The organism is Novosphingobium sp. UBA1939 (assembly GCF_002336885.1).
In the GTDB taxonomy this organism is placed as follows: domain Bacteria; phylum Pseudomonadota; class Alphaproteobacteria; order Sphingomonadales; family Sphingomonadaceae; genus Novosphingobium.
This window is the reverse complement of record NZ_DDFB01000136.1, coordinates 1-24,486: the sequence shown is the minus strand read 5'-3', so window position 1 is coordinate 24,486 and position 24,486 is coordinate 1. Positions and strand designations below refer to the sequence as shown.

At 65.9% G+C, this 24,486-nt stretch carries 21 protein-coding genes; 5 read left to right on the top strand and 16 right to left on the bottom strand.

The features are described 5' to 3' along the window. The first annotated feature begins 133 nt into the window (after positions 1–133). Positions 134–1,420 (top strand): spinster family MFS transporter, encoded by a 1,287-nt coding sequence (locus B3547_RS17820; RefSeq protein ID WP_292965309.1) that lies wholly within the window; start codon positions 134–136, stop codon positions 1,418–1,420. On the opposite strand, the gene B3547_RS17815 is transcribed toward B3547_RS17820, so the two are convergent. The 4 genes from B3547_RS17815 to B3547_RS17800 are packed head-to-tail and all read right to left on the bottom strand — an operon-like array spanning position 1,417 to position 9,488. After that, a complete protein-coding gene (locus tag B3547_RS17815; protein ID WP_292965307.1) occupies positions 1,417–1,917 on the bottom strand; it encodes a PepSY domain-containing protein in 501 nt (166 codons plus the stop codon). The two genes, B3547_RS17820 and B3547_RS17815, sit on opposite strands and share 4 nt — an antisense overlap. A 28-nt stretch (positions 1,918–1,945) precedes the next feature. Next, positions 1,946–3,895 (bottom strand): TonB-dependent receptor plug domain-containing protein, encoded by a 1,950-nt coding sequence (locus tag B3547_RS17810; protein WP_292965305.1) that lies wholly within the window; start codon positions 3,893–3,895, stop codon positions 1,946–1,948. A 59-nt stretch (positions 3,896–3,954) separates the two neighbouring features. Further along, a complete protein-coding gene (locus B3547_RS17805) occupies positions 3,955–7,140 on the bottom strand; it encodes a WD40/YVTN/BNR-like repeat-containing protein (RefSeq protein WP_292965303.1) in 3,186 nt (1,061 codons plus the stop codon). Positions 7,141–7,151: 11 nt separating this feature from the next. Further along, the gene (locus B3547_RS17800; RefSeq protein ID WP_292965301.1) at positions 7,152–9,488 is read right to left on the bottom strand and encodes a TonB-dependent receptor; all 2,337 of its coding nucleotides are present in this window, start codon (positions 9,486–9,488) and stop codon (positions 7,152–7,154) included. Positions 9,489–9,921: 433 nt separating this feature from the next. Between B3547_RS17800 and B3547_RS17795 the strand changes: the two genes are divergently transcribed. Continuing rightward, positions 9,922–11,373 carry a cobyric acid synthase gene (locus B3547_RS17795; RefSeq protein ID WP_292965299.1) on the top strand — a complete coding sequence of 484 codons (1,452 nt, stop codon included), beginning with the start codon at positions 9,922–9,924 and terminating at the stop codon, positions 11,371–11,373. On the opposite strand, the gene cobS (B3547_RS17790) is transcribed toward B3547_RS17795, so the two are convergent. The 3 genes from cobS (B3547_RS17790) to cobT are packed head-to-tail and all read right to left on the bottom strand — an operon-like array spanning position 11,358 to position 13,653. Beyond that, complete coding sequence (gene cobS / locus B3547_RS17790; protein WP_292965297.1) at positions 11,358–12,074, bottom strand: adenosylcobinamide-GDP ribazoletransferase; 717 nt, start codon at positions 12,072–12,074, stop codon at positions 11,358–11,360. The genes B3547_RS17795 and cobS (B3547_RS17790) overlap by 16 nt on opposite strands. Then, complete coding sequence (locus B3547_RS17785) at positions 12,062–12,628, bottom strand: histidine phosphatase family protein (protein ID WP_292965295.1); 567 nt, start codon at positions 12,626–12,628, stop codon at positions 12,062–12,064. The genes cobS (B3547_RS17790) and B3547_RS17785 overlap by 13 nt, the downstream gene beginning before the upstream one ends. After that, complete coding sequence (gene cobT, locus B3547_RS17780) at positions 12,625–13,653, bottom strand: nicotinate-nucleotide--dimethylbenzimidazole phosphoribosyltransferase (protein ID WP_292965293.1); 1,029 nt, start codon at positions 13,651–13,653, stop codon at positions 12,625–12,627. Before cobT ends, B3547_RS17785 begins: the two co-directional genes overlap by 4 nt. 77 nt (positions 13,654–13,730) lie before the next feature. Between cobT and cobS (B3547_RS17775) the strand changes: the two genes are divergently transcribed. Further along, complete coding sequence (cobS, locus tag B3547_RS17775) at positions 13,731–14,462, top strand: adenosylcobinamide-GDP ribazoletransferase (protein ID WP_292965291.1); 732 nt, start codon at positions 13,731–13,733, stop codon at positions 14,460–14,462. Between the two features lie 48 nt (positions 14,463–14,510). Here cobS (B3547_RS17775) and B3547_RS17770 read toward each other — a convergent pair whose 3' ends face one another. The 5 genes from B3547_RS17770 to B3547_RS17750 form a co-directional block, all read right to left on the bottom strand. Further along, complete coding sequence (locus tag B3547_RS17770; RefSeq protein WP_202658703.1) at positions 14,511–15,020, bottom strand: CarD family transcriptional regulator; 510 nt, start codon at positions 15,018–15,020, stop codon at positions 14,511–14,513. 276 nt (positions 15,021–15,296) lie between these two features. Continuing rightward, a complete protein-coding gene (gene fdxA / locus B3547_RS17765) occupies positions 15,297–15,635 on the bottom strand; it encodes a ferredoxin FdxA (RefSeq protein WP_292965288.1) in 339 nt (112 codons plus the stop codon). A 49-nt stretch (positions 15,636–15,684) separates the two neighbouring features. Continuing rightward, positions 15,685–16,014, bottom strand: a complete 330-nt coding sequence (locus tag B3547_RS17760) for an RNA-binding S4 domain-containing protein (RefSeq protein ID WP_292965286.1) — start codon at positions 16,012–16,014, stop codon at positions 15,685–15,687. A gap of 7 nt (positions 16,015–16,021) precedes the next feature. Beyond that, complete coding sequence (locus tag B3547_RS17755) at positions 16,022–18,937, bottom strand: helicase-related protein (protein WP_414690580.1); 2,916 nt, start codon at positions 18,935–18,937, stop codon at positions 16,022–16,024. 12 nt (positions 18,938–18,949) lie between these two features. Then, positions 18,950–19,456 carry a tetratricopeptide repeat protein gene (locus B3547_RS17750; RefSeq protein ID WP_292965282.1) on the bottom strand — a complete coding sequence of 169 codons (507 nt, stop codon included), beginning with the start codon at positions 19,454–19,456 and terminating at the stop codon, positions 18,950–18,952. A 127-nt stretch (positions 19,457–19,583) separates the two neighbouring features. Between B3547_RS17750 and B3547_RS17745 the strand changes: the two genes are divergently transcribed. Both B3547_RS17745 and B3547_RS17740 read left to right on the top strand, forming a co-directional pair. Next, on the top strand, positions 19,584–19,874 hold the full coding sequence (locus tag B3547_RS17745; RefSeq protein WP_292965280.1) for an SCP2 sterol-binding domain-containing protein: 291 nt from the start codon (positions 19,584–19,586) through the stop codon (positions 19,872–19,874). A 2-nt stretch (positions 19,875–19,876) separates the two neighbouring features. Further along, positions 19,877–20,812 (top strand): alpha/beta fold hydrolase, encoded by a 936-nt coding sequence (locus tag B3547_RS17740; RefSeq protein WP_292965278.1) that lies wholly within the window; start codon positions 19,877–19,879, stop codon positions 20,810–20,812. A 48-nt stretch (positions 20,813–20,860) separates the two neighbouring features. Here the strand turns inward: B3547_RS17740 and B3547_RS17735 are convergent, their stop codons facing one another. The 4 genes from B3547_RS17735 to B3547_RS17720 form a co-directional block, all read right to left on the bottom strand. Then, positions 20,861–21,754: an NUDIX domain-containing protein gene (locus B3547_RS17735; RefSeq protein WP_292965276.1), complete on the bottom strand. Its 894-nt coding sequence runs from the start codon at positions 21,752–21,754 to the stop codon at positions 20,861–20,863. Between the two features lie 3 nt (positions 21,755–21,757). Next, the gene (locus B3547_RS17730; RefSeq protein WP_292965274.1) at positions 21,758–22,198 is read right to left on the bottom strand and encodes a TrgA family protein; all 441 of its coding nucleotides are present in this window, start codon (positions 22,196–22,198) and stop codon (positions 21,758–21,760) included. A 22-nt stretch (positions 22,199–22,220) separates the two neighbouring features. Continuing rightward, positions 22,221–23,429 (bottom strand): SAM-dependent methyltransferase, encoded by a 1,209-nt coding sequence (locus B3547_RS17725; RefSeq protein WP_292965272.1) that lies wholly within the window; start codon positions 23,427–23,429, stop codon positions 22,221–22,223. 76 nt (positions 23,430–23,505) lie between these two features. Next, positions 23,506–24,486: cryptochrome/photolyase family protein (locus tag B3547_RS17720; protein ID WP_292965271.1), on the bottom strand; the 981-nt coding region annotated here is incomplete at its 5' end.

The window sequence follows — 24,486 nt, the reverse complement described above, 5'->3', positions numbered from 1 at the left end:
CTGTGGTGACGGGCCGGTTACAATAGATTGCCGGAATAGCCGGCCGTGCCCGACGACGGTTGACCGTGCGCGCTCAGTAAGCGAGCCTTTGCGACAGACGGCGGGAAAGTCGTCCTGTGCGGGGGGATGATGAATGGCGACGATGCAGGGAACCGCGCTTGCCGGGCGGTCGGTTCGGCTAACCCTATGGATTCTGCTGTTCGTCTATATCTTCAATTTCATCGATCGGCAGATCGTCAACATATTGGCGGAATCGATCGCGCGCGATCTGAAGCTGTCCGATACGCAGATCGGGCTGATGACCGGGCTCGCCTTTGCATTGTTTTACACCGCATTGGGCCTGCCGATCGCGCGCTATGCCGATCGCCCGACGACCAACCGCGCGCGGGTGATCGCGGTGGCGCTGACGATCTGGTCGGCAATGACGGCGCTATGCGGGTTTGCGCAGAATTTCGTCCAGTTGCTGCTTGCGAGGATCGGGGTGGGCGTGGGCGAGGCGGGCTGCTCGCCCCCGGCGCATTCGCTGATCAGCGATATCGTGCCCCCGGAGAAACGCAGCTCGGCGCTGGCCTTTTACGCGTTGGGGATTCCGATCGGCACCTTGCTGGGGATGGTGATCGGTGGCCTCCTCGCCGATTGGGTGGGGTGGCGACATGCATTCGTGATCGTCGGCCTGCCCGGCGTGGCGATGGCGTTGCTGGTGTTGCGCCTGTTGCGCGATCCCCGGCAAGCCGCGACGCCCGCCGCCGGCGCTTCGCCGCATAAGGAATTGCCGCTGAAGGATGCGTTGCGTGCGGTGATGGGGTCGCGCGCCTTCATCCTGCTGCTCATCGCCGGATCGGCCGCCGCTTTCCTGTCCTATGGCAAGGTCACCTGGACGACGATCTTCTTCCAGCGCACGCATGCGATGTCGCCGGGCGAGGTCGGCTTCTGGTATGGCATCGTCAACGGCATCGCGGGGATCGGCGGCACCTGGCTCGGCGGCTATCTGGCGGATCGCTTCGGCGCGACCAATCGCCGCCATGTGCTGACCGCGCCGATCGTCGGGATGACCGTCGCGGTGCCGCTCGCGCTGCTCGCCTATCAGGCGACCGACTGGCCGGTGGCGCTGACGCTGCTGGCGATCCCGACCTTGTGCAATTCGCTTTATTACGGCCCGACCTATTCGACCGCGCAGGGGCTGGCACCGCTGCGCGCGCGCGCCATCGCCGCGGCGGTGCTGCTGTTTTTCCAGAATCTGATCGGGCTGGGGCTGGGGCCGTTGTTCTTCGGCATGTTGTCGGATTGGCTCCAGCCGTCGCACGGGGAGGAAAGCGTGCGCTACGTGCTGTACGGCGGTGCGTGCCTCGGGCTGATCCCGGCCTTCTTCTTCTGGCGCTGCAGCCTGCGGCTCAACGATGAACTCGATCGCGCGGGTTAGTCGCCCGGATCGCGCTTCTTGCTGTTCTTCTTCAGCAAGGTCATGAAAAACAGATACATGCCGGTCAGCCACAGGATCAGCAGCGCAGCGCCTGACGGGATCATCACGACATATTTGACCCAGGACGCGAAGAAGCTGCCGTCATGGATCTGTTCGACGATATCGGCGCCGCGATGCCCGGTGCTGAGCACATCGAGCGTGTGCAGATCCACCTGATATTCCAGTGCGTCGTCGGTCACGACCTTGGCGATGCCGTCCGCCGGGCGGACGTCGATCCGGTCGATCTCATCCCAGCGCAGCGGTCGCGCGGCCGCCGCTGAGGCCGCGTCGAACAAGGCGTCGACCCGCACATCCGACGCGCCCGTTTGCGATGCGGCGACCACGGCGGGTTGCAGCCATTGCGCATCCTTCTTGAGCAGCAGCAGAATGCCGCTGCCGGCGACGAGGCCGCCGGTCAGCAACACCGCCAGCGAGGTCCAGAAATGGACCGTGCGCATCAGCTTGCGAAATCGGCCGCGGCCCAAATCAGCGCATCCTGATGCCGACGCGGATCGCGCGGCCCGGCCCCGGCAGGCCGAGCTGGGGCTCGATCACCGTATCGCCGATATTGGCGAGATGGACGAACGCCTCGAACGGCTGGCCTCCGGCCTCGAAGCGATGCCCCAGATGCATATCGACACTGGTCGAGGTGCGGAGCGGCACCAGCGCGCCTATGCTATCGGCCGAATAAGCACGCCCGACATAGCGTGCCTCGATCGCCGCGGTCGCGCCGCGCGGATGGGTATAATCGGCGCGCGCATTCGCCAGCACCGCCGGCTTCTCGGCCAGCCGGTTGAGCTCGCCGGCGGCATTTTGCTTGCGCCGCGCGCGTGCCCATGTGGCATTGCCCGATAAGGTGAGATGGCGATGGGGTCGCCAGTCGCCGCCCAGTTCGGCGCCCTGCACCGTCGATCCGGCCAGATTGATGCGTTGACGCAGCGATCCCACGCGGCGCTGGTCGATCGTATTGTCGAGATCCTGGGCGAACGGGATGAGATAGAAGCTGCCATTGCGCCCGCGCCATTCCGCGGCGATCTCGGCGGACAGGATCTGCTCGGGCTTGAGCGCGGGATTGGGCAGGAAGCGTTTGATCGCCTCGCCGAACCGCTCACGCATCGTCGGGGCGCGCATCTTTCGTCCGATCGCGCCGCGCAGGCGCCAGCCGTCGCCGGCATCGACGATCAGCGCGGCGCGCCCGGTCCAGTCGCGGGCCTTGTCGACGGGCGGCTTGTCGCCGGTGCGCAGATAATCGACGACATCATAGCCGATCCCGATCTCGCCCCGCACGGCGCGGGACAGGTCATATTCGATCTCGCCCCCGATGCTCCAGTTGCGCTGCTTGTAGAATAGCGGCGCGGGGAGGAGGGTGGGGGGATTGCCGTCGACATAAGCGATGTCGCGCTGACGGTGGGTCGATTGCAGCAGGTTGAACGACCCGACGAACATCGCCGCGCCGGCGCGATGTTTGAGCAATTCACGTAGCCCCCAGGTGCGATCGCGATCGATCTGGCGCGCATTGACGCGATGATAGGCCGCGCTTGCATAATCGTCGATCGTCTGGCCGAAGCGCTGATGCCAGACGGTGCTGTCGAGCTCCGTCGATGCCCCCAGGGCGCTTCGCGCATTGCCGACGATCAGCGTATGCCGCACGTCGGGATAGCGCCAGAAGCGTGCGCCGGTGTCGCGATTGCCCTCGGGCGCGATGCCCTTGCTGCCCCAGACGTGAAAGGCGGTCAGGCTGACATCCTGCGCCGCCACGCGCCCCTTCACGCGCCCGAACAGGCTGGCAAGTTCGCGATCGGTGTTGGTGCGCAATGTCCGCCCGGTCTGCGAATAAGGGAGGCGGGCATTGCCCGGCAGCGGGTCGCCGTCGCGGCGGGCATAGCTGCCGCCGATCGTCGCCGGGCCCAGCACGACCGCCAGACGGCCGTCGACCCGGTTGCCCGTGCCATAGCTGATCGCGCCGGCGTTGCGCTCGATCGGAGACAGGCTGATCGCCGCCAGCGCGTTGACGCCATAATGCGGCGCAAGCGGGCCGGCGGCCGATCGCGCCGCGCCGATCAGCCCGGCCGGGATCAGCGAAAGATCGAGCCGGTTGTCCCACGGGATATTGATGTCCGCGCCTTCATAGAAGATCGCGACCTGCCGCTCGGCGGCGTTGCGGACGAAGGCGATCGTCTCGCCGCGCGAATTGGTGGGCAGATGGAGCGCGGGCAGCGCGCGCAACAGCTCGTCGGCCGAGGCCGCATCCGGCGCCGAAAGCGGATCGAGCGCGTGGCGGGTTTCGAACGCGGCGCTATTCGGCGCCTCGCGCGCGCCGGTGACGACGATCGTTTCGGAGAAGGAAAGCGCGCTTTGCGCCTCCGCCACGCTTCCCCAGCACGCAGCCGCCAGCGCCGTCAGGATCAGACAAACCTGTATCTTTTGTCCACGCATTCAACGGATACTGCCCGTCGCCGGTGGATCGGGATAGCGGCTTCGATCGCGTGTCGCGGTCATTCGGTGGGCGTCGTCAGCGTAACCGGGGTGAGCTTGGCCCCGACCGCGCGGGCATTGAACGCCGGCAGATCATTGGCCTTCAACCCGTTCCATTCGCCCAGATGCCGGGTCGCCATCGCCTTCAGCTCGTCGAATTCGGTGTAGAATTGCGTGCTCGGCTCGGCATCGCCTTCGGTGACGCTCTTGGACAACGAAGCGAGCATGTTGTTCAGCCGCACCGGGAAGTTGAGCGGATCCTGCGGGGCGATCGATTTCTTCTGGATCAATTGTTCTTCCACCGCATCGGCCTTGGCCTCCAGCGCATCGGCCGCGGCGATGATCGCCGCGCCGTCGGACGCGCCCGTGGCGGCCTTGCGCAGCTCGCCAAGCTTGGCGTGGAGATCGCGGATTTCGAGCACCGCGCGGTGCACCGCATTGAGCTGATCGTTCACCGCCATCGCCAGATCGAACTGCTTCTTCAGTTGCACGGGGGTCGCGGTGGAGCTGGGCAGAGGCACGATCTCGATCGGCTGGCGCTGCTCCTTGCCGTTCACCGTCAGCCGTGCGGTATATGTCCCCGGCAGCGCCACCGGGCCGAGCGTGGAGGCATGCCACATCGAGGCATTGGTCAATTTGACCGCGCCTTCGTGGCGCATATCCCAGGCGAAGCGGTTGAGCCCCGCTTTGGTGCCGAGCACCGGCGGCTTGGGCGGGCCGTCCTCGCCCTCGTCCGCGGCGGCTTTCGCGGCCGTGGGCGGCACCGCATCATAGCTGCGGATCACCTTGTTCGAGGCGTCGAGGATGTCGAGCCGGATCTTGTCGGCCGCCACCTCGTCCTTGAGATGATAATAAAGGATCGCGCCCTGCGGCGGGTTCGGCCCGGTGTAGGAGCCCGCCCCGTCACCGCGGCCGGCATAGACGATCCGCGTCGTCTGGCGCGGCTTGAAGAAATGGAACGGCGCCTTGGTGACGCGATCGGACCATTGCCGCACCGGGCTCAGATCATCGAGCACCCAGAAGGATCGACCATGCGTGGCGACCGCGATATCGCCGGCATGTACCACCAGATCGTGCACCGGGGTGCGCGGCATGTTGAGCCGCAGCGATGTCCAGCTCGCCCCGTCATCGAGCGATGTGTAGATGCCATTCTCCGTCCCCGCGTAAAGCAGTCCGTCGCGCGTCGGATCGGCGCGGACGACATGGACATAGGCGTCCGCCGGCAGCCCGTTGGCGATCGGCACCCAGGTCTTGCCGTAATCGTCGGTGCGGAAGGCATAAGGTGTGTAATCGCCCAATTTATGGCGCTCGACCGCGATGTAAGCGGTGCCCGCCTTGTGTGGATGCGGCTCGACCATATCGACCGTGCCCCATTCGGGCATCGCCGGCGGGGTGACGTTCGACCAGTTCTTGCCGCCGTCGCGGGTGATCTGGATCAGCCCGTCGTCGGTCCCCACCCAGATCAGTCCCTTTTCGACCGGGGATTCGTTGAACGAGAAGATCGTGCCATAGACTTCGACGCTGGTATTATCCTTGGTCAGCGGGCCGCCCGATGCGATCTGCTTCGATTTGTCGTTGCGGGTGAGATCGGGTGAGATGATCTCCCACGAGCGGCCGCCGGTCGTCGTCCTGAACAGCACTTCATTGGCATAATAAAGCACGTTGGGATCGTGCGGCGAGAAAGCGAACGGCACCGTCCAGCCGCGGCGGTGCTTGAGGTCTGCGACCCCCCAGCCCATGCTTTCGCGCGGCCACGGCTTGACCTGGATCGCCTCGCCGGTGCGCTCGTCATAACGCGTCAGATCGCCCCAATAGCTGCCGGCATAGACGATGTTCGGATCCTTCGGATCGGCCACGACATAGCCGCTCTCGCCCCCGCCCACCGATCGCCAATGCTGGACCCCGATCGGACCGTGGGTATTGGCGCTGGGAATCCGCAAGGTGGTATTATCCTGCTGCGCGCCGTAGATATTATAGGGAATCTGATTGTCGACCGAGATGTGGTAGATTTGCGCGGTCGGCTGGTTCATCTGCTCCGACCAGGTTTCGCCGCCGTTGACCGAAATCCCCGCGCCGCCGTCATTGGCGTTGATCATGTGGCGCGGATCGCGCGGATTGATCCACATCTGATGCGTGTCGCCGTGGAAGACGGGGATCTTCTTGAACGTCTTGCCGCCGTCGATCGATTTGTGGCCGTTGACGTTCATCACGAACACCGTGTCGGGATTCTTCGGATCGGCATAGACGGTGGTGTAATACCAGGCGCGCTGGCGCAGCTTGCCGTCGCTGTTGACATATTGCCAGTTCGCGCCGCCGTCGTCGGAGCGATAGAGCCCGCCTTTCTCCGCCTCGATGATCGCATAGATACGTTTGGGATCGGATGTCGCGGTCACCCCGACGCGGCCCCAGATGCCGGTGGGCAGGCCGTTGCCGGTCAGTTTCTCCCAGGTGCTGCCGCCGTCGCGGGAACGATAGAGCCCGCTGCCCGGCCCGCCGCTTTCCATGATCCACGGCTTGCGATGCGCCTGCCAGGTGGCGGCATAGATGAGCTTGGGATCGTTCGGATCGATCTGCACGGCGACCCCGCCGGTCTTTTCGTCGACGTAGAGCACGCGCTCCCAATTCTTGCCGCCGTCGCGCGAGCGATAGATGCCGCGCTCGCCGCCGTCACGGAACACCGGGCCGAGCGCGGCGACGAACACCAGATCGGGATTGGCCGCGTCGACTGCGATCCGCCCGATGAATTCGGACTGGCGCAGCCCGGCATAATGCCACGTCTTGCCCGCATCGGTCGATTTATAGACGCCATTGCCCGAGACGACATTGCCGCGAATGGCGCTTTCGCCGGTGCCGGCATAAACGACATTGGGATTGGAGGGGGCGACCGCGAGCGCGCCGATCGACGGCGAGGCTTCGGGGAATTTGTCCCACAAGGGTTCCCAGGTCCGGCCGCTGTCGGTGGTTTTCCACACGCCCCCCGCCGCGGTGCCCATATAATAGGTCGAGGGGTCGGTCGCGATGCCGGCAACGCCGCTCGATCGCCCACCGCGATACGGGCCGATCATGCGATATTTCATGCCGTCGAGCGGCAGCGTCTCGCTGGTTGCGGGCGGTGCCTCCTTCTGCGTCTGCGCTTGCGCCGCGGCAGGAAGACTGACGATCGCGCTGCCCGCCAGGGCCAGCAGCAGCAAATGGCGCAGACGCATTTTCATCCCCCTCAGAAATTCTTGCGGAAATTGAGCCCGATGGTGCGGGGCGCGATCGCATTGACGCTCAGGCCGCGCGGATCGTCCCCGCCGATCGAGGCGCCGCGGCTCTTGTTGACCACCCCCGTGACGTCGAACAGATTGGTGACGAAGGCGTAGATCCCCCAATTGCCGTCGCTGCTCTGCACCCCGGCGCGCAGCCCGGTGACCGTCATCGCGGGGATACGGAGCTGATAGTCCCGGGTCGGATCGCGCCGGAACTCGGTCCACGAACTGCCGATATGGCCGATGTCCGCGAGGGTGAGGATTTCGAGCGTGTCGCTGACCGGGAAAACATATTCGGCCGAGCCCTGCGCGGTATATTTCGGCGTCAGCGGCACATAATCGCCGTCCAGCCCGGCGCCCGAGATGGTGACGCCGGGAACTGCGATCTGATTGCCGCGCAGCCGCGCCGACGTATAGGAACCCGACGCGCGCAGCGTCAGCCCGTCGATCGGCCGCCCGATCGCCTCCAGCTCCACACCGCGGATGCGCGTCCTGCCGGCATTGGTGACGAAGGCGAAGGAGCCGTTATTGGCGGTCGCCCTGACCTGCATATTGTTCCAGTCGATCTGGAACAGATTGGCGTTCAGCGTCAGCCGGTAATCGAGCAGGCTCGATTTGACCCCCAGTTCGTAATTCCAGATGCTGTCCGACTGATACGCGCCGGCGTAAGCGGCCTGATCGTCCGAAATGCCGACGACCTGATTGACCCCGCCCGGGCGAAAGCCCTGCGTCGCCGAGGCATAGACCATGACATCGGGGGTGATCTTGTAATTGACGTTGAAGTTGAGGATCGTCCCGTCCTCGCTGGCCCGATTGGTGCTGGCGGGGGAGGGCTCGTTGCCGACGACGAGATTGCCGACCAGCACCTCGCTGGTGGTTTTCTTCTTATAGTCGAAATAGCGCAGGCCGGCGGTGACGCTGAGGCCGTCGATCACCTCATAGGTGAATTCGCCGAAGCCCGCGAATTGCTCGAGCGTATCGTCGACCGTGCGATCGAAGAACGGGGTGATCGGGAAGATGATTTCCCCGCGCGGCGTCGTCTGCGTGATGACGCTGCGCACGAAATTGCGGCGCTTCGAATGGAAGAAGCCGAGCGTCCATTTCAGCCGCTCGCCGCCGGCGAGGCGCACTTCCTGCGACCAGGTTTTGGTGCTCTGCGGCTGATAGGTCGGGGCGGGGAGGAACGGATCGATATAATCCTGCTTATATTCCGCGACCTGCGCCGTGGAGCATTTCGCGCCTGCGCCGACCGGCAACCCGAAATAGCGCAGGCAGCCCGCCGCGCCGGGCGCCGTCACCGAGGCGCGCCGGAAATAGGGCGAGTAATTGAAGCTGAAGGCGAGATCGCGTTTCGAATAAGCCGCGATCGCGGTGAGCGTGGCGAAGGAGAAATCCCAGTTCAGCGTGCCGCTGTAGAGCTGCATCTCGTCGGTCTGCGGGGTGACCGTATCGAGCGTCTGATCGTATCTGACGCCGGTATCGATGTATTTCTTATAGTCCCACAGGCCGCTGTAGCCTTCACGCTTCTGGTAGACCGCCAAGGCGTCGAAGGTCACATCGTCATTGGGCTGGTAACGCGCCAGCAGGCGCCCGCCATAGGATTTGCTGTCGTTGAAATTCGTGAGGCCGAGCACGCTATTGTCGAGCCAGCCGCCGATGCGTTCGTAAAAGCCGACCGCGCGCACGCCGAGCTTGTCGTGGACGATCGGCGCGTTGAGCGCGACCTGGGCATTATAGCCCAGGTCGCCATGCGCGATCCCGGCAAGCTGGCCGCTGACCTCGCCCTCGAACTGGGTGAGATTGGGCTTCTTGAAGATCAGGCGGACGGTGCCCGCCATCGAGCTGGCGCCGTACAGCGTGCCTTGCGGGCCGCGCAACACCTCGACGCGCTCGACATCGAACAGCCGAACGGCCGGTGTCGTGCCGCCGGCATCATTGCCCACCCCGGTCGAGCCGGTGATCGGCGTTTCGTCATAATAGAGCCCGACGGTCGGTTCCCCGCTCGACTGGATGTTGCGGATGATGATGCGGCTGCCGCCATTGGCATTTTCGCGGATGACGAGGTTCGGCGCGACCTTGGCCAGTCCGTCGCTGGTGGAGATGCCCTGATTGGTCAAGGCTTCCCCGCCGATCGCCGAAATCGCCAGCGGCGTTTCCTGAACATTGGTCGCGCGGTGCAGGGCGGTGACGACGATGTCGTCGATCCGGGCGTTTTCGGCCGGGGCGGCCTGCTGGGCAAAGGCGGGAAGCGCGACAAAAGGCGACACCGCACCAAGAAGAGCGAGCCGCGCGTCGATGCGCATACGGCCCCCGATTTTGCTCGTTATTGCGAATGCTCGCGCTGTCATAAAGGCCTCCCCCCTTGCGTCTGCAAATTCTCGTCATGCTCGTCTCTGGAGCGACCGATCCGGATGGCATCCGAATGGCAATCTTGCGCGCAATACGCTGCACAAGAACGAGAATATGATTCTTATTGTGACGTTGTTCTGATCTGGGATCTCTCTGCATTTATTCAGATCATAAGAGATGTTTGCCGTTTATTACGCAGCACAGCAAGAATGTAATCATGATTGAAAATTAAATTATTGTATCCTCCAACTTGCATCGTCAAATCAACTATTTGACTGCAAGAGCCGGCGGGTGTTGCGGTTGCCAGCGCCGCTCGAGATGCCTAACCCCGCTGCGAGCCGCCCGACGTCGCGCGTGCGGGTTGATGGGCGAGCGCGGGGTGCGAACATGGCTGCGGTGATGATCCAGGGGACCGGTTCCGACGTCGGCAAATCGGTGCTGGTCGCCGGGCTATGCCGCGCCTTGGCCAATCGCGGGCTGCGCGTCCGCCCGTTCAAGCCGCAGAATATGAGCAACAATGCCGCGGTCACCAGCGACGGCGGCGAAATCGGCCGGGCGCAGGCGACGCAGGCGCTGGCGTGTCGCGTGCCGGCGAGCGTTGATATGAACCCGGTGCTGTTGAAGCCGCAGGGCGATCGCACCTCGCAACTGGTGGTGCGCGGGCAGGTGCGCGGCACGCTCGGCTCGGCGCGCTGGCGCGAGCGCGAAGGGCTGCTCGGCGAGGTGCTGGAAAGCTATCGCCGGCTCGCCGCCGACGCCGATATCGTCGTCGTCGAGGGTGCGGGGTCGCCGGCCGAGACCAATTTGCGCGCGGGCGATATCGCCAACATGGGGTTCGCGCGCGCCGCCGGGGTGCCGGTGGTGCTGGCGGGGGATATCGATCGCGGCGGGGTGATCGCCGCGCTGGTCGGCACGCATGCGGTGATCGACGCCGCGGATGCGGCGATGATCCACGGCTTCCTGATCAACAAATTCCGCGGCGACCCGGCGCTGTTCGCCGAGGGGATGACGACGATCGCCGCGCGCACCGGCTGGCCGGGGCTCGGCATCGTGCCGTGGCTCGCCCCGGCGCGGCGCCTGCCGAGCGAGGATGCGGTGGTGCTCGAACGCCCGGCGGCGGCGGGCGCAGGGCGGGTGGTGATTGCCTGCCCGATCACCCCGCGGATCGCCAATTTCGACGACCTCGATCCGCTGCGGCTCGAGCCCGGGGGGGAGGGGATCATGGTCCCCCCGGGCCAGCCGATCCCCGATGCGGCGCTGATCGTGCTGGCGGGATCGAAGGCGACGATCGCCGACCTTGCTTTCCTGCGCGCCGAGGGATGGGATATCGACATCCTGGCGCATCATCGCCGCGGCCGACCGGTGCTCGGGCTGTGCGGCGGCTATCAGATGCTCGGGCGCAGCGTCGCCGATCCGCAGGGGATCGAGGGGCCCGCGGGAACGGTCGCAGGGCTCGGGCTGCTCGACGTGGAGACCGTGCTGGGCGGCGACAAGACGCTGACCCAGGTCAGCGGCGAGGCGCTGGGGGAGCCCTTCACCGGCTATGAAATCCACCTCGGGCGGACGATCGGGGCGGATGCTGCGCGCCCGGTCGGGCGGCTGGCCGACGGTCGCGGCGAGGGGGCGATGAGCGCCGACGGGCTGGTCGCCGGGAGCTATGTCCACGGGCTGCTCGGGCTTGCGGCGCAGCGCGCGGCGTGGCTGGCGCGGATCGGGGTCGCGGCGCGCGGGCCCGATCATCATGCCGATGTCGATGCGGCGCTCGACGAGATTGCCGCCACGCTCGAAGCGCACGTCGATCTCGCCGCGATCCTCGCGATCGCTCAGCGTGCGGCCTGAAGCGCGACGGCGAGCAGCAGCCCGGTCTCGATCAATTCGATCCCCGCGCCGTGGACGTCGCCGGTCACCCCGCCGATGCGGTGATGCATCCACCAGCCGAGCAGCGCGATCAGCAGCGGCGTCGCGGCCAGTGGCGGCAGCAGGACACAGGCGGCAGCGAGCAGCGCCCCCCATATCGCGAGTATCGGCAGCGTGATCGCGCCGGCGATGCTCGCGCCCAAACCGCTGTCGCGCAGCGGCGGCAGGAACCGCGCCCACACCAGCGGGCCGAGCCGCGCGGCGGCGGGGATGGCGGTCAGCGCGAGCCAGCCGGCGGGCAGGATGAGATGCAGCAGCACGAGTTTGGCGGCGAGCTGCAGCACGATCGTGGTGACCCCGAAGCTGCCGATATGCGGGTCGCGCATCACGGCGAGCAGCCGCGTGCGATCGCCGTGCGCCGCACCGAGCCCGTCGGCGAGATCGCCCAGCCCGTCGAGATGCAGCGCGCCGGTCGCCCACACCCACAGTACCGTCGCGGCCAGCGCACCGAGCCACGGATCGACCCGCGCGCCGAGCCACCCGGCGCCCGCCACCAGCAATCCGATCGCGATGCCCGCGGCAGGATAGAGCCGCACCGCGCGCGCGAAATCACCGGCGTCGGTGGCGAGCCGCGGCATCGGCAGGCGCGTGAGAAAGGCGAGCGCGACGATCAGCGATCGCATTGTCGCAACTCGCTGACCTGCGCGCGGCGCGGCGCTCCCTCCCACACGGTGAGCGACAGCAGCGCGGCATAAGGAAGGTCGAACGCCCAGGTCGCGGCGAGGCTCAGCCCGCAAAGATGCGCAAGCGCGGCGCGCATCGCGCCGCCATGGGTCACTACCAGAGTGGGGACGGGGGCAAGCTCGTCGATCGCCGCGCCGACCCGCGCGACCAGCGCCGACCAGCGCTCGCCGCCGGGGGGCGGGGATGCATCGGGATCGTCGTGGAACCGCGCCAGCGCCGCCGCGTCGATCTCGCTTGCCGCCAGCCCGTCCCACGCGCCGAAATCGAGTTCGCGCCAGCGTGGGTCGAGCCGCGGCGTGCCGATCGCCTCGGCGCAACGCCGGGTGCGTGTGAGGTCGGAGGCGATCAGCCGGTCGACCGGCGGCAGCCGCCGCGCCTGTCTGGCGCACGCCGCGATGCCGCCCGCCGTGACCTCGGCATCATGATGCCCCAGCATGCGCCCGGCGAGCAGCGGGGCGCCGTGTCGCAACAGGTGGAGCGCGAAGCTGGTCATCCCCCCGCGATGCCGGCCTCGGCGAAGGTCGCCATCCCGTCATGCGCGGCGAGCGCGGCGCGGACGATCTGTGCCGCCACCGCCGCGCCGCTGCCTTCGCCCAATCGCATGTCGAGCGCGAGCAGCGGCGACAGCCCGAGCCGGTCGAGCAGGCGGCGGTGCCCGGGCTCGGCCGAGCAATGCCCGGCGAGGCAATGATCGGTGATCGCGGCATTGCCGCGTGCCAGCGGCGCGATCGCGGCGGTGCCGATGAAGCCGTCGAGCAGGATGGGGACGCGGGCGTGGCGCGCGGCGACGATCGCGCCGGCGATTGCGACGATCTCGCGCCCGCCGACGCGGCGCAGGATCTCGAACGGCTGGTCGAGCTGCCCGGCGTGATGCGCCAGCGCTATGTCGACCACCGCCGCCTTGCGCGCCACCCCGGCGGCATCGACCCCGGTGCCGGGGCCGACCCAATCCGCCCCTGTCCCGCCGAAGCTGGCGGCGGCGAGCGCGGCGGCGGCGGTGGTGTTGCCGATCCCCATTTCGCCCACCACCAGAATGTCGGCCTTGGGGTTCACAGCATTCCAACCGGCTTGCAGGGCGGCCACCGTTTCCCCCTCGGTCATCGCGGGGCTTTCGGTGAAATCCGCCGTAGGACGGTCCAGCTCCAGCGCGACCACCTCGACCTCGGCGCCATGCAGCCGCGCCAACTGGTTGATCGCCGCGCCGCCATGACGAAAGTTGGCAACCATCTGCACCGTCACCTCGGACGGAAAGGCCGAAACGCCCTGCGCCGTCACGCCATGGTTTCCGGCGAAAATCACCACCTGCGGATGGTCGATCCGCGGCTGCGCCCGGCCCTGCCAGCCGCCGATCCAGATCGCAACATCCTCCAGCCGCCCCAGCGCACCCGGAGGCTTGGTCAACTGGCCATTACGCTCGGCGGCGGCTGCAAGCGCCGTTGCATCAGCGGCAGGGCTTGCCGCCAGCAGGGCCGCGAATTCGGACAGCGAGGCGAAGGCGGAGGAAGAAGAGGCGGGCATGGCAAATCCATTGAATTCCGGTCGCCCCTTGGCTAGCCAAGGCCAAGGCGAATGACCAGCCCGGAAAGGACCGTTGGATGCCCATGCGCGACCTGCGCCACGATGTCTTTGCCGCCTTTGGCCTGCTGACCCGCCTGCCCATGCCCGACACCGGCGCACCAGACCCGCGCGCCGCCTGGGCCTGGCCGGTGGCGGGGCTGGCGGTGGGCGGGCTGTCGGCTCTGGCAGGGCTGGCCGCTGCTGCCCTTGGCCTTGCGCCGGGCGTCACCGCCGCGCTGATGCTCGGCGTTGCTGCGGCGCTGACCGGGGGCCTGCACGAAGACGGGCTGGCCGACTGTGCTGATGGCTTCTGGGGCGGGCGCGACAAGGCGCGACGGCTGGAGATCATGAAGGACAGCCGCGTCGGCAGCTACGGCGTTCTGGCGTTGGTTATCGTGCTGCTGGCGCGGTGGTCGGCCCTGTCCTCGCTGGTCGCGGCGGGCCATTGGGGGCCGGTGCTGGCGGCAGAGGCGCTGTCGCGCGCCGTGATGCCTGCTGTCATGACTGCCCTGCCCAATGCGCGCGGCAGCGGCCTTTCCGCCAGTCACGGGGCACCGGGCTGGAACACGGTGGTGCAAGGCGCAGCCCTTGCCGCGGCGCTGGCGCTGGCGCTGGCGGGTTGGCAGGCGCTGCCGATGATCCTTGCCGCCATACTGGGTGCCGGGGGTATAGCCCTGGTGGCCCGCGCCAAGATTGGCGGGCAGACCGGAGATGTTCTGGGCGCCAGCCAGCAGATCGCGCTGACCGCCGCGCTGGCGCTGGCCGTGTAAAGCAAAACGGCGGCCCGAAGACCGCCGTTTTACACAATGTCAGAAAGATCAGGCCGCGCGGCTGGTCAGCACATCGCCAACCTTGCGCTGTGCGCCCGCCTCGTCATCGCCCGAAACAGCGGCGACTTCGCGGGTCAGGCGTTCCAGCGCAGCTTCGTACAACTGACGCTCGGAATAGCTTTGCTCACGTTGATCATCGGCGCGGTGCAGGTCGCGCACCACCTCGGCAATCGCCATCAGGTCGCCCGAGTTGATCTTTTGCTCATACTCTTGCGCGCGGCGCGACCACATCGCCCGCTTGACCCGTGCCTTGCCCTTGAGCGTATCAAGCGCCTTCGACACCACCTCAGGCGAGGAAAGCTGGCGCATTCCGATATCGATCGCCTTGTTGGTCGGAACCCGCAGCGTCATCTTGTCCTTTTCGAACGAGATCACGAACAGTTCCAGCTTCAGCCCGGCAATCTCTTGCTCTTCGATCGAGACGATCTTGCCCACGCCATGAGCGGGGTACACCACGAATTCGTCAGGGCGAAATTCGGGCTTCTTGGCTTTGGTCATGTTTGTCAGAATCCTCGGCGTTCACCTGTTTTCCGGCGCAAACTGCCACAGCTCGGGAAATCCCGCCCTGCGGTCAAATCGGTCTCGGAAAGGCGCACCAGACGAGCAGTCCTGAGGCGCGGACAGGTATATTTGTTTTATGTGAGAATTATGTAGCACAAAAATCACGCGATTCCAACTGCCGCGATAGCGGTAGCAGGCCAATCACGCCCGGGAATCTCGGGTATTTTACCAGTTAGTCAACCAAACTGACACAAACTGCGGCCCAAAAGCGAATCAGCCCCCCTGACCAGGGGCTTCCGAGAAATACTTCTCCAGCTTTCCGGTCTCGCCATCGCGCTCTTCATAGCCGGGCAGCGGATCGCGCTTGGTGGTGATCACCGGCCACAGCAGGGCATATTTGCGGTTGAAGGTCACCCATTTGTCCATGTCCGGCTCGGTATCCGGGCGGATGGCATCGGCGGGGCACTCCGGTTCGCAGACACCGCAGTCGATACATTCATCGGGGTGGATGACCAGAGTGTTCTCACCCTCGTAAAAACAATCGACCGGGCAGACCTCTACACAGTCGGTGTATTTGCAGGCGATGCAGTTGTCGGTCACCACATAGGTCATCGGCGGGCCTCATAGCTTTAACGGGGCATCCCTACCCCCTTGGGCAGGATCATTCAAGCGGCTCTGCCAGGGCGTCCTGTCCCGGCGGGTCCAGATCTTCGTACAAGGCCAGCGCCTCGGTCGCGGGGCCGCGCCGGTCAGACAGCGACAGCACCCGGATCAGGCGGATGCGCCGACCTTGCGGAAAGGTCAGCACGTCCCCCACGGCCAGCCCGTGCCCCGGTTTCAGGCAGCGCTGCGCATTGATCCGCAAGTGACCGCCTTCGGCCACCTCGGCCGCCAGCTCTCGCGATTTGAAGAACCGGGCGTGAAACAGCCATTTGTCCAGCCGCAGTTTCGGCTGGGCCTGATGGGACTGCTTGCCGCCCGGTCCTGCCATACCGGCCTTAAACCTTGCCCTTCAACGCCAGCAGGGCGGCAAAGGGGTTGTCGGGGTCAATCGGTTTTTCGGGGCGCGGAGGACGCGCCTCAAACGACTTGGGCTTGTTGTCCCGCTCGCGGTTGCGATCAAACTTGCCGCCGCCCTTGCGGTCACCACGGTCGCCACGCTCCCCCTGCGGCTTGCCGCCTTCGGGTTTCGGGCCGCGCCGCTCGCCTTCCGGGCGCGGGCCACGGTCGCCCTCGCGCTTTTCCCGGGGGGGGCGGTCGCCACGCGGAGCGTCACCACGGGGGGCATCGCCTTCCTTGCGGGGGGCACGTTCCGGGCGCGGGCCGCGTTCGGGTCGCTGGAACCGGGGCTTGGGAGCCCAGGTAAAGGTGTAGAACACCTCCATCTCGGGCGCGGCTTCGGCCGCAGCCTCTGCCACCAGGGCCTCTTCCGGGGCCGGAGCCAGGATGGACACTTCTTCGGGGATCGGGTTCACCACCGCTTCGGGGTCAACCACGGGGGCGACAGGGGCCACCGCCACAGCCTTGACCTTGACCCGCTCGCCCTTTTCGCCCTTGTAGCCCAGCCCGCCCATCAGGTCGTTGAACTGCTCCAGCGTCATGCCGGTGATTGACAGCATGTCGGGCGTCGCCTCGAACCCCGCACGGCTGTCTTTCTGGCGCAGGATGTCGGCCAGACGTTCCAGCATGTCGATGCGGATCGCCCGCGCCCCTGCCGGGTGATAGCCCGACAGCGTGTAATGCGTCTTTGGCACCTCGGCGATGTTCGGGATGGTCACAAGGCCGGGCGGCGGGCTTTCAGGAAACTCCGACAGCCCGTTCCACAGCGACCACAGCACCAGCCGCAGCCGGGTGGGCGCGGGTTTCAACAGTGCGGGCAAGAAGACCGTATATTGCCCGAACCGCACGCCATGCTTGCGCAGCGCACCGCGCGCGTCCTGATCCAGCTCCTTGACCTCGGCCGCAATCGCCTCGCGCGAGATCACGCCCAGCCCCTCGGCCAGCCGATAGGCAAAGCCGCGCGCCAAACCTTGCAGGGTTTCGTCGCGCGCCATCGCCAGCAGCGGCTCATACTGTGCTGCCACCTTGCGGTCGATGAAATGCTGCAACCGGCGGCGGACCTTTTCGGCCACCTCCGGTCCGGCTTCTTCATCGACGAACGCCTCGACGCCGGGCTTCAGCGCCTCGGCGCCCTTGACCAGCTTGCCCACGGCAGAGTTGCCCCACATCAGGCCGCCCTGCTCGGTAAAGTCCATCTCGGTATCGGGCGCGTTGTAGAAACGGTCCGCCCGCAGGCTGAACTCTGGCTTCAGCGCCTGATAGGCCGCTTGCCGCAGGGTCTTTGCCTCATCCGGGCTGCCAGAGGCATCCTGCTGAAAGCGGAAGCCTTCCAGACGGCCGACGAATTCGCCTTCAACCGTCACTTCACCCTTGTCATTCACCTCGGCCACGAGGGTCTCCTTCTGTTTCAACCGGCGAAGCAGAACCGATGTCCGCCGATCTACAAATCTTTGGGTCAGGGCTGCGTGCAAGGCATCTGACAGGCGGTCTTCTACCGCGCGCGTCTCGCCCCGCCAATGGCTTTCGTCCTCGACCCAGTTTTTCCGCTGCGCAACATAGGTCCAGGTGCGAATATAGGCCAGACGCTTTGAAATCGTGTCAATATCGCCACCCGGCTTGTCGATCCGGGCAATCGCCTTGGCCAGCCAGTCCGAAGGCACCCTGCCCCCGCCCAGGCCGCGCCCGACCAGAAAGTCGAAAATCCGCGCCAGAAGGGCGGCATGTTCGGCCTCTGACACGCTGCGAAAGTCGGGGATTCGGCACACGTCCCACAAGAGTTGCACCCGTTTCGGGCCGGTCAGCCTGTCACGCACCTCTGGCATGGCAGACAGCGCCTTGAGAGAGACGACATCATCGGCGTCGCGCGCCCGGGTCAGCCAGTCGTTCTGGGTGTGGCGTTCCAGGCTGGCAAGCAGGCGTTCGGCGCTGCCAAATTCCAGATCGTGGTTGCGCCAGTGCAGTTTGCGGACGGGCGGAAACCTGTGGTTTTCAATCGCCTCGACGGTTTCCTCGTCAAAGGGCCGCGCCTCGCCGGTCACGCCAAAGGTGCCATCCTCGGTATGCCGCCCTGCCCGGCCCGCGATTTGCGCCAGCTCTTGCGGAAACAGCGCCCGCATCCGCCGCCCGTCAAACTTTGCTGTCGCCGAAAAGGCGATATGCTTGATATCCAGGTTCAGCCCCATGCCGATCGCATCGGTTGCCACCAGATAGTCAACATCCCCGTTCTGATAGAGATCCACCTGCGCATTGCGCGTGCGGGGCGACAGCGCGCCCATCACCACCGCGCAGCCGCCCTTGGTACGGCGGATCAACTCGGCGATGGCATAGACGTTTTCCACCGAAAACCCGACGATGGCCGACCGCGCAGGCATCCGGCTGATCTTCTTCGATCCCGAATAGCTCAGGGTCGAGAACCGCTCTCGCTTCAGGAACTGCACACCCGGCACCAGGTTTGCGATGGCCTGCCGCATGGATTCGGCGCCCAGAAACAGCGTTTCGTGCCAGCCCCGCGCCCGCAGCAGCCGGTCGGTGAAGACATGGCCGCGGTCCGGGTCGGCGCAAAGCTGGATCTCGTCCACCGCGACGAAATCGGCGCCAAGGTCCAGCGGCATCGCCTCGACCGTGCAGACCCAATAGGCGGCACGGTCCGGCACGATGCGCTCTTCGCCCGTGACCAGCGCCACGACCGATGGTCCGCGCAGGGCGACAATGCGGTCATAAACCTCTCGCGCAAGCAGCCGCAGCGGCAGGCCGATCACCCCGGTGCGGTGGCCCAGCATCCGTTCGATCGCGTAATGAGTCTTGCCGGTATTGGTCGGCCCCAGAACGGCCGTGACCCGCGCATTGGCGTCCATGGGGTGGCGTCCTTACAGGTCCTGGCCTTGAATTTCGGCGGTCAGGCGGGTGATCGCATCGGGCACGCCTTCGGCATGGGGGTCGATCTCCAGCACCTTGCGATATACTTCCAGCGCCTTTTCGGGACGCTTCAATTCCTCGAAAATCATCGCCAGCCCCGACAATGCGCCGAAATGCCGGGGGTTCAGTTCCAGCGTGCGACCGATGTCATGGATCGACGGGCCAAGCAGGCCTGCATTGTAATAGGCCGTGGCACGGGCGTTCCAGCCTTCGGCAAAGTCAGGGGCATGATCGACCAGCGCCGTCAGATGGGCAATCGCCCCCTCTGTGTCGCCCGCTTCCAGCGCGTCGCGCCCCCGTTGCAGCAGCAGGTCCATGGCAGGCGAGCCGGATTTCGACCATTCGATCCAGATCTCGCGCTCGATCTGGCGGGCATCGGCATCGTTCGCGGCGCGCAGCCGTTCAAACAGGCCATCCAGCCGCGACGGCTCTGCCCCGGCAGGCAGTGCCAGCAGCATCGGCAAAAGTGCCGCAACGATATGATTGTGTAACCGAACCCGGGACCGCATAACGTAAACGTAACGCATCGGGAGGAAAATTCCAGCCCGACACTTTCACGATGACATGACGGATGAGGAGAGACGGATGAGCGACGTGATCAACACCGCGGTTGAGGCCCTGCAACGCAAGATGCCTTCGGGCTTTGGTGGGGGTGTGGCCAAGTTCGTCATTCCCGGCGAAGGCAGCATCATTGTCGATGGCACGGGTGTGCGCGCGGAAGACAGCGAAGCCGATGTGACGCTGACCGCCAGCGGTGAGGTGTTCCGCGCGATTCTGGAAGGCGAGATGAACCCGACCATGGCCTTCATGACCGGCAAGCTGGCAGTCGATGGCAACATGGGCCTTGCCATGCAGCTTGGCGCGGCGATGGGCTGACCTTGACCGAGGCGCCGCTGTTCGCCGAGGTGGCCGACGGTCCCGAAGGGGGCCGTGCGGCTTGGCTTGCCACATCGGATGGTGTGCGCATCCGTGTCGGCTGGTGGCCGCTAGCGGAGGCGAAGGGCACGGTGATCCTGCTGCCCGGCCGCACCGAATATATCGAGAAATACGGCCACGCCGCGACCGATCTGGCCGCGCGCGGCTATGCCACGCTGACCATCGACTGGCGTGGCCAGGGCCTGGCCGACCGCGCCCTGCCCGACCGGCTTATGGGCCATGTCGGCGATTTCGACGAATATCAGCGCGATCTGGATGCAGCACTGGCCCATGCCCGTGCCGTGGGCCTGCCCCAACCGTTCTACATGATTGCCCATTCGATGGGCGGCTGCATCGGGCTGCGCGCGTTGATGCGCGGCCTGCCGTTCAAGGCGGCGGCGTTTTCTGCCCCGATGTGGGGTATTCTGATGGCGGCCTGGATGCGCCCCGTGGCGCTGACCATTTCTACGCTGTCCCGCTTTGTCGGGGCGGGCGGGCGCTATACCCCGGGCACGGGAGAGGCGTCTTACGTCCTTTCCGCGCCTTTCGCCGGCAACACGCTGACAACCGAGCCCGCGATGTGGGACTATATGGTCCGCCAAGGCAGGGCGCATCCCGACCTGACGCTGGCAGGCCCTTCGTTGGGCTGGCTGCGGGCGGCGCTGGTGGAATGTCTGTCGCTCGGGCGCAAGGCGGCACCTGCGGTTCCGGCCCTGTGTGCGCTGGGGATGCTTGAAAAGATCGTCGATGCCGCCCCGATCCATGCCCGCATGGCAACATGGCCGCAGGGACGACTGGATCTTTATCCGGCCTGCGAACATGAAGTGATGATGGAAACGCCGGCCATCCGCGCCCGCTTTTTCGATGCGGCCTGCGCATTGTTCGACGCCAACCGCTAGGCGCCGGAACGGCCCGCCGTTCCCTTGCGCGGCGGGTCGGTGCGCGTGCTAACCTGCCCGCAACCGCCCGCGTTCCCGCTGCAACCACAGCGCCGTCAGGATCAGCGGCGCATTGCCCACCTCGCCCGAGGCAACCAGAGCCATCAGATCGTCAAACCCGATCAGATGGCCGCGAATATCCTCGGCCTCGCCCGCCACGCCGAACACCCCGGCGCTGCCATCGGGCAGGTCGCACAACGCGACATAGGAATAAAGGAACTCGGCGCAAATGCCGGGGCTGGGGTAATACCCCGCGACCTGCCGCAGCGCGCCCAGGTTCAGGCCCGCCTCTTCCACCGCCTCGCGCCGCGCCGCCTGCTCCGGCGTTTCACCGGGGTCGATGCGACCGGCGATCGCCTCTAGCTGCCAGGGGTTGGCATCGCCGCGCCCGAAGGGGCCGCTGCGGAACTGTTCGACCACCAGCACCCGGTCGCGAACCGGATCATAGGGCAGCACCGTCACCGCATCGCCCGAGATGAACACCGCCCGCGTCACCAGCGGGCCGGGCTGTCCGCCGAACTGGCGGAACGACAGGTCGTATTCTTCCACGGCAAAGAAGCGGGCATAGGGCTCGCGACGGGCCGCAACCTGCACATCCTGTTCGCCCCGCGGGCTGCGCAGCGTTGCGGGGGCCGTCGCCGCAGCCCGCGCCCGCGCACCGCCGCGCACCTGCACCATGCCCAGCCTGGCCGCAACCTCGGCAGCAGGTTTCTGACCGAACAGCGCCATCACATCGCACGCCGTCGCCGCCAGCTCTGCCACCGGCAGATCGTCGGCCCCACCCGTCACCGCCAGATAAAACCGGATGCGCGCCTCGCCGTCGTCCGCGCCCCCATGGCCCAGCACGGCGCGCAGCACCGCCTCATGACGCAGCGCGCCTTTCCGCCAGGCCTCAGTCGTCACCGGTCACCCCAACCGCTTGTAGGTGATCTCGGTCAGCCATCCTGCCAGGATGCCGCCGACGATCAGCGCGATCGGCGTTCCCGGCGCCAAAAGGTTGTGACCGTAATCATACATGATGTTCAGAACGCCCAGCAGCGCATCCATCGGCCCGTCGAACAGGCCCCGCATCGAACGGCGGATCATCAGATAGACCGAGAACAGCAACATGACCCAGAACAGCATCACCACCGATGTGACGATGCCAGATCCTGCCGCCTCTCCCATGCCTTTGCCGACGCGGCGACCCATGGTCCGCCAGCCCCAGAATGCACCGACCGCGGCCGACACCTCTCGCAAATATCCCGGAGGGGTGCCTTCGGGCAGGGTTGGCAGGAACAGATGGGCGGCAACCGCCCCGACAATGGCAAAAAGAACGGCTGCAACCAGTTTCGAGGCGGTGGGCATAAAGGCTCCTCAGGGCCGGGTCTCAGGGCCGGGTCATGGTGATCTGCGTCACATCACAGTTGCCCCCACCGAAGGCCCCGGCGCAAGAGGTCAGATAGAAATTCCACATCCGGCGAAAGCGGTCGTCGAACCCCAGCCGCGCGATTTCTTCCCAGCGAGCGTTGAAGGTATCGTGCCAGCGCCGCAGCGTCTGGCTATAGCTTTGCCCGAACTCGACCGAGCCTTTCAGCCGCAGTCCGGCCCGCGCGATCTCGGCCCGAAGGGCTGCGGGCGACGGCAGCATTCCACCCGGAAAGATGTATTTCTGAATGAAATCAACCTGCTTGCGATAGCTTTGGAACCGCTTGTCGGAAATGGTGATGATCTGCAAGGTGGCGTTGCGGCCCGGTCGCAGCCGGTCATGCAGGGTGCCAAAATAGGCGGGCCAGTATTTCTCGCCCACAGCCTCGAACATCTCGATACTGGCGATGCCGTCATAACTTCCGGTCTCGTCGCGGTAGTCCTGCAGCTTTATCTCTACCCGCTCCGAAAGCCCCAACCGCGCCATTCGGGCGACGGCAAAGTCATGCTGGGCCTGGCTGATCGTCAGCCCGGTCACGCGCAGCCCACGCTCCTTCGCGGCATATTCGGCGAAACCGCCCCAGCCACAGCCGATCTCCAGCACATGATCGCCCGGCCTTGCGCCCATCTGGTCAACCATGGCGGCGTATTTCTGGGTCTGCGCCCGCTCCAGGCTTTCCTGCCCGGTGCGGAACAGGGCCGAGGAATAGGTCATCGTCTCATCCAGCCACAGCCCGTAGAACTCATTCCCAAGGTCATAGTGATAGGCGATGTTCTTCCTTGCCTGCCGTTTGCTGTTCGATTGCAGCCAGAACCGCATCCGCTCATAGATCCGCACCAGCCCAAGGCCGGGAAAGCCGTCATAGACGGCCTCATTGCCCTGCTGCATCAGGTCCAGAAAGCCTTGCAGGTCGGGGGTGGACCATTCGCCGTCCACATAGGCCTCGCTGAAGCCCAGATCGCCCTCGCGGATCAGCCGGGCAAAGACATCGGGCGAATGGGCAACGATTTCGGCGGCAGGTCCGGGCACCTTGCCCTCTGCCCGAAACCGCCTGCCATCGGGCAGCACGAAATCAAGCCTGCCCCTGTTCAGGCTTTTGGCAATCTCGAACACGGCCGCAAAATAGCGCGGAAGGCCAGTCTGGCCTTTTGTCGTCGTCAGCACCGTCATCGTAGCCCCCCACGGGTTCCTTCGAAGGTCTTTCGATTGGCCTTTTTGTTGACGAAATCAGAGAATTTCGCTCGGCTCAAGATTTTCCTTGCGCAAGCGCCGCGAGGGCACGCTCGCGCCCCGCCGCAAGGTCAATCCGCGGCATCGGATAGGCCGCCCGCGGGTCCAGCCGCCATGATCGCGGCACGGCGTCGAAATAGGACAGCGCCTCCGCCCCCGGCGCCCGCGTCAGTTCCGCCACCCAGCGGCGGCGATAGCGCGTTTCGGGGTCGAATTTCTCGGCCTGCGTCGCCGGGTTGAAGATGCGGAAATAAGGTGCGGCGTCGGGGCCGCTGCCCGCAACCCATTGCCAGCCCATTGCATTGGCCGCTGCATCCCAATCGGTCAGGCAGTCGGCGAACCAGTCCAGCCCGATACGCCAGTGAGTCAACAGATGCTTGGTCAGGTAACTGGCCGCGATCATCCGGGCACGGTTGTGCATTCGCCCGGTCACGAACATCTCGCGCATCGCGGCATCGACCAGTGGCTCTCCGGTCATGCCGCGCCGCCACGCCTCGGCGTCGGCCGTGTCGCCGCGCCAGGGAAAGGCGTTCCAGTCGGCCTTCCAGTTTTCGCGCCCCAGATCGGGGTAGTGATACATCAGATGCCAGGCGAACTCGCGCCAGACCAGTTCTTTCAGGAATGTCTCGGCGCCGGGATTGCCCTCTTCCATAGCGCGCCTGCCCCGGTGCCACAGCGTTCGGGGCGAAATCTCGCCATAGGTCAGATGCTCCGACAGGCCAGAGGTTGCCTCCTCCGCCAGAAAATCCCGCCGTGCGCCATAGGCCGCCATGCGGCTTTCAGCAAACCCGGCCAGCCGGTCCAGCGCCGCCGCCTCGCCGGGGCTTTGCCAGGGTGCCAGAACCGCAGCACCCCGCCGCATCGCACGCGATAATTGCCAATCGGCCAACTGGTCACTGGCGGGCCAGACCTCCGGCACCGGCAACCGCGCGGGCGCGGGCAACTCCGCCGCCACCGGCAAGGCCCGCACCGCCCGCCAATAGGGCGTGAACACCCG

Excerpts from the sequence above, each read along its gene's own strand:
- fdxA (WP_292965288.1), bottom strand. The coding sequence starts at position 15,635 with ATGACCTATGTGGTGACCGACAACTGCATCGCCTGCAAATACACCGAC.
- cobT (WP_292965293.1), bottom strand. The coding sequence starts at position 13,653 with ATGCCCGCCTCTTCTTCCTCCGCCTTCGCCTCGCTGTCCGAATTCGCG.
- B3547_RS17785 (WP_292965295.1), bottom strand. The coding sequence starts at position 12,628 with ATGACCAGCTTCGCGCTCCACCTGTTGCGACACGGCGCCCCGCTGCTC.
- B3547_RS17815 (WP_292965307.1), bottom strand. The coding sequence starts at position 1,917 with ATGCGCACGGTCCATTTCTGGACCTCGCTGGCGGTGTTGCTGACCGGC.
- B3547_RS17760 (WP_292965286.1), bottom strand. The coding sequence starts at position 16,014 with ATGGCAGGACCGGGCGGCAAGCAGTCCCATCAGGCCCAGCCGAAACTG.
- B3547_RS17820 (WP_292965309.1), top strand. The coding sequence starts at position 134 with ATGGCGACGATGCAGGGAACCGCGCTTGCCGGGCGGTCGGTTCGGCTA.
- B3547_RS17725 (WP_292965272.1), bottom strand. The coding sequence starts at position 23,429 with ATGACGGTGCTGACGACGACAAAAGGCCAGACTGGCCTTCCGCGCTAT.
- B3547_RS17755 (WP_414690580.1), bottom strand. The coding sequence starts at position 18,937 with ATGGACGCCAATGCGCGGGTCACGGCCGTTCTGGGGCCGACCAATACC.
- cobS (WP_292965291.1), top strand. The coding sequence starts at position 13,731 with ATGCCCATGCGCGACCTGCGCCACGATGTCTTTGCCGCCTTTGGCCTG.
- cobS (WP_292965297.1), bottom strand. The coding sequence starts at position 12,074 with ATGCGATCGCTGATCGTCGCGCTCGCCTTTCTCACGCGCCTGCCGATG.
- B3547_RS17800 (WP_292965301.1), bottom strand. The coding sequence starts at position 9,488 with ATGCGCATCGACGCGCGGCTCGCTCTTCTTGGTGCGGTGTCGCCTTTT.
- B3547_RS17730 (WP_292965274.1), bottom strand. The coding sequence starts at position 22,198 with ATGCCCACCGCCTCGAAACTGGTTGCAGCCGTTCTTTTTGCCATTGTC.
- B3547_RS17770 (WP_202658703.1), bottom strand. The coding sequence starts at position 15,020 with ATGACCAAAGCCAAGAAGCCCGAATTTCGCCCTGACGAATTCGTGGTG.
- B3547_RS17795 (WP_292965299.1), top strand. The coding sequence starts at position 9,922 with ATGGCTGCGGTGATGATCCAGGGGACCGGTTCCGACGTCGGCAAATCG.
- B3547_RS17805 (WP_292965303.1), bottom strand. The coding sequence starts at position 7,140 with ATGCGTCTGCGCCATTTGCTGCTGCTGGCCCTGGCGGGCAGCGCGATC.
- B3547_RS17745 (WP_292965280.1), top strand. The coding sequence starts at position 19,584 with ATGAGCGACGTGATCAACACCGCGGTTGAGGCCCTGCAACGCAAGATG.
- B3547_RS17750 (WP_292965282.1), bottom strand. The coding sequence starts at position 19,456 with ATGCTGCTGGCACTGCCTGCCGGGGCAGAGCCGTCGCGGCTGGATGGC.
- B3547_RS17810 (WP_292965305.1), bottom strand. The coding sequence starts at position 3,895 with ATGCGTGGACAAAAGATACAGGTTTGTCTGATCCTGACGGCGCTGGCG.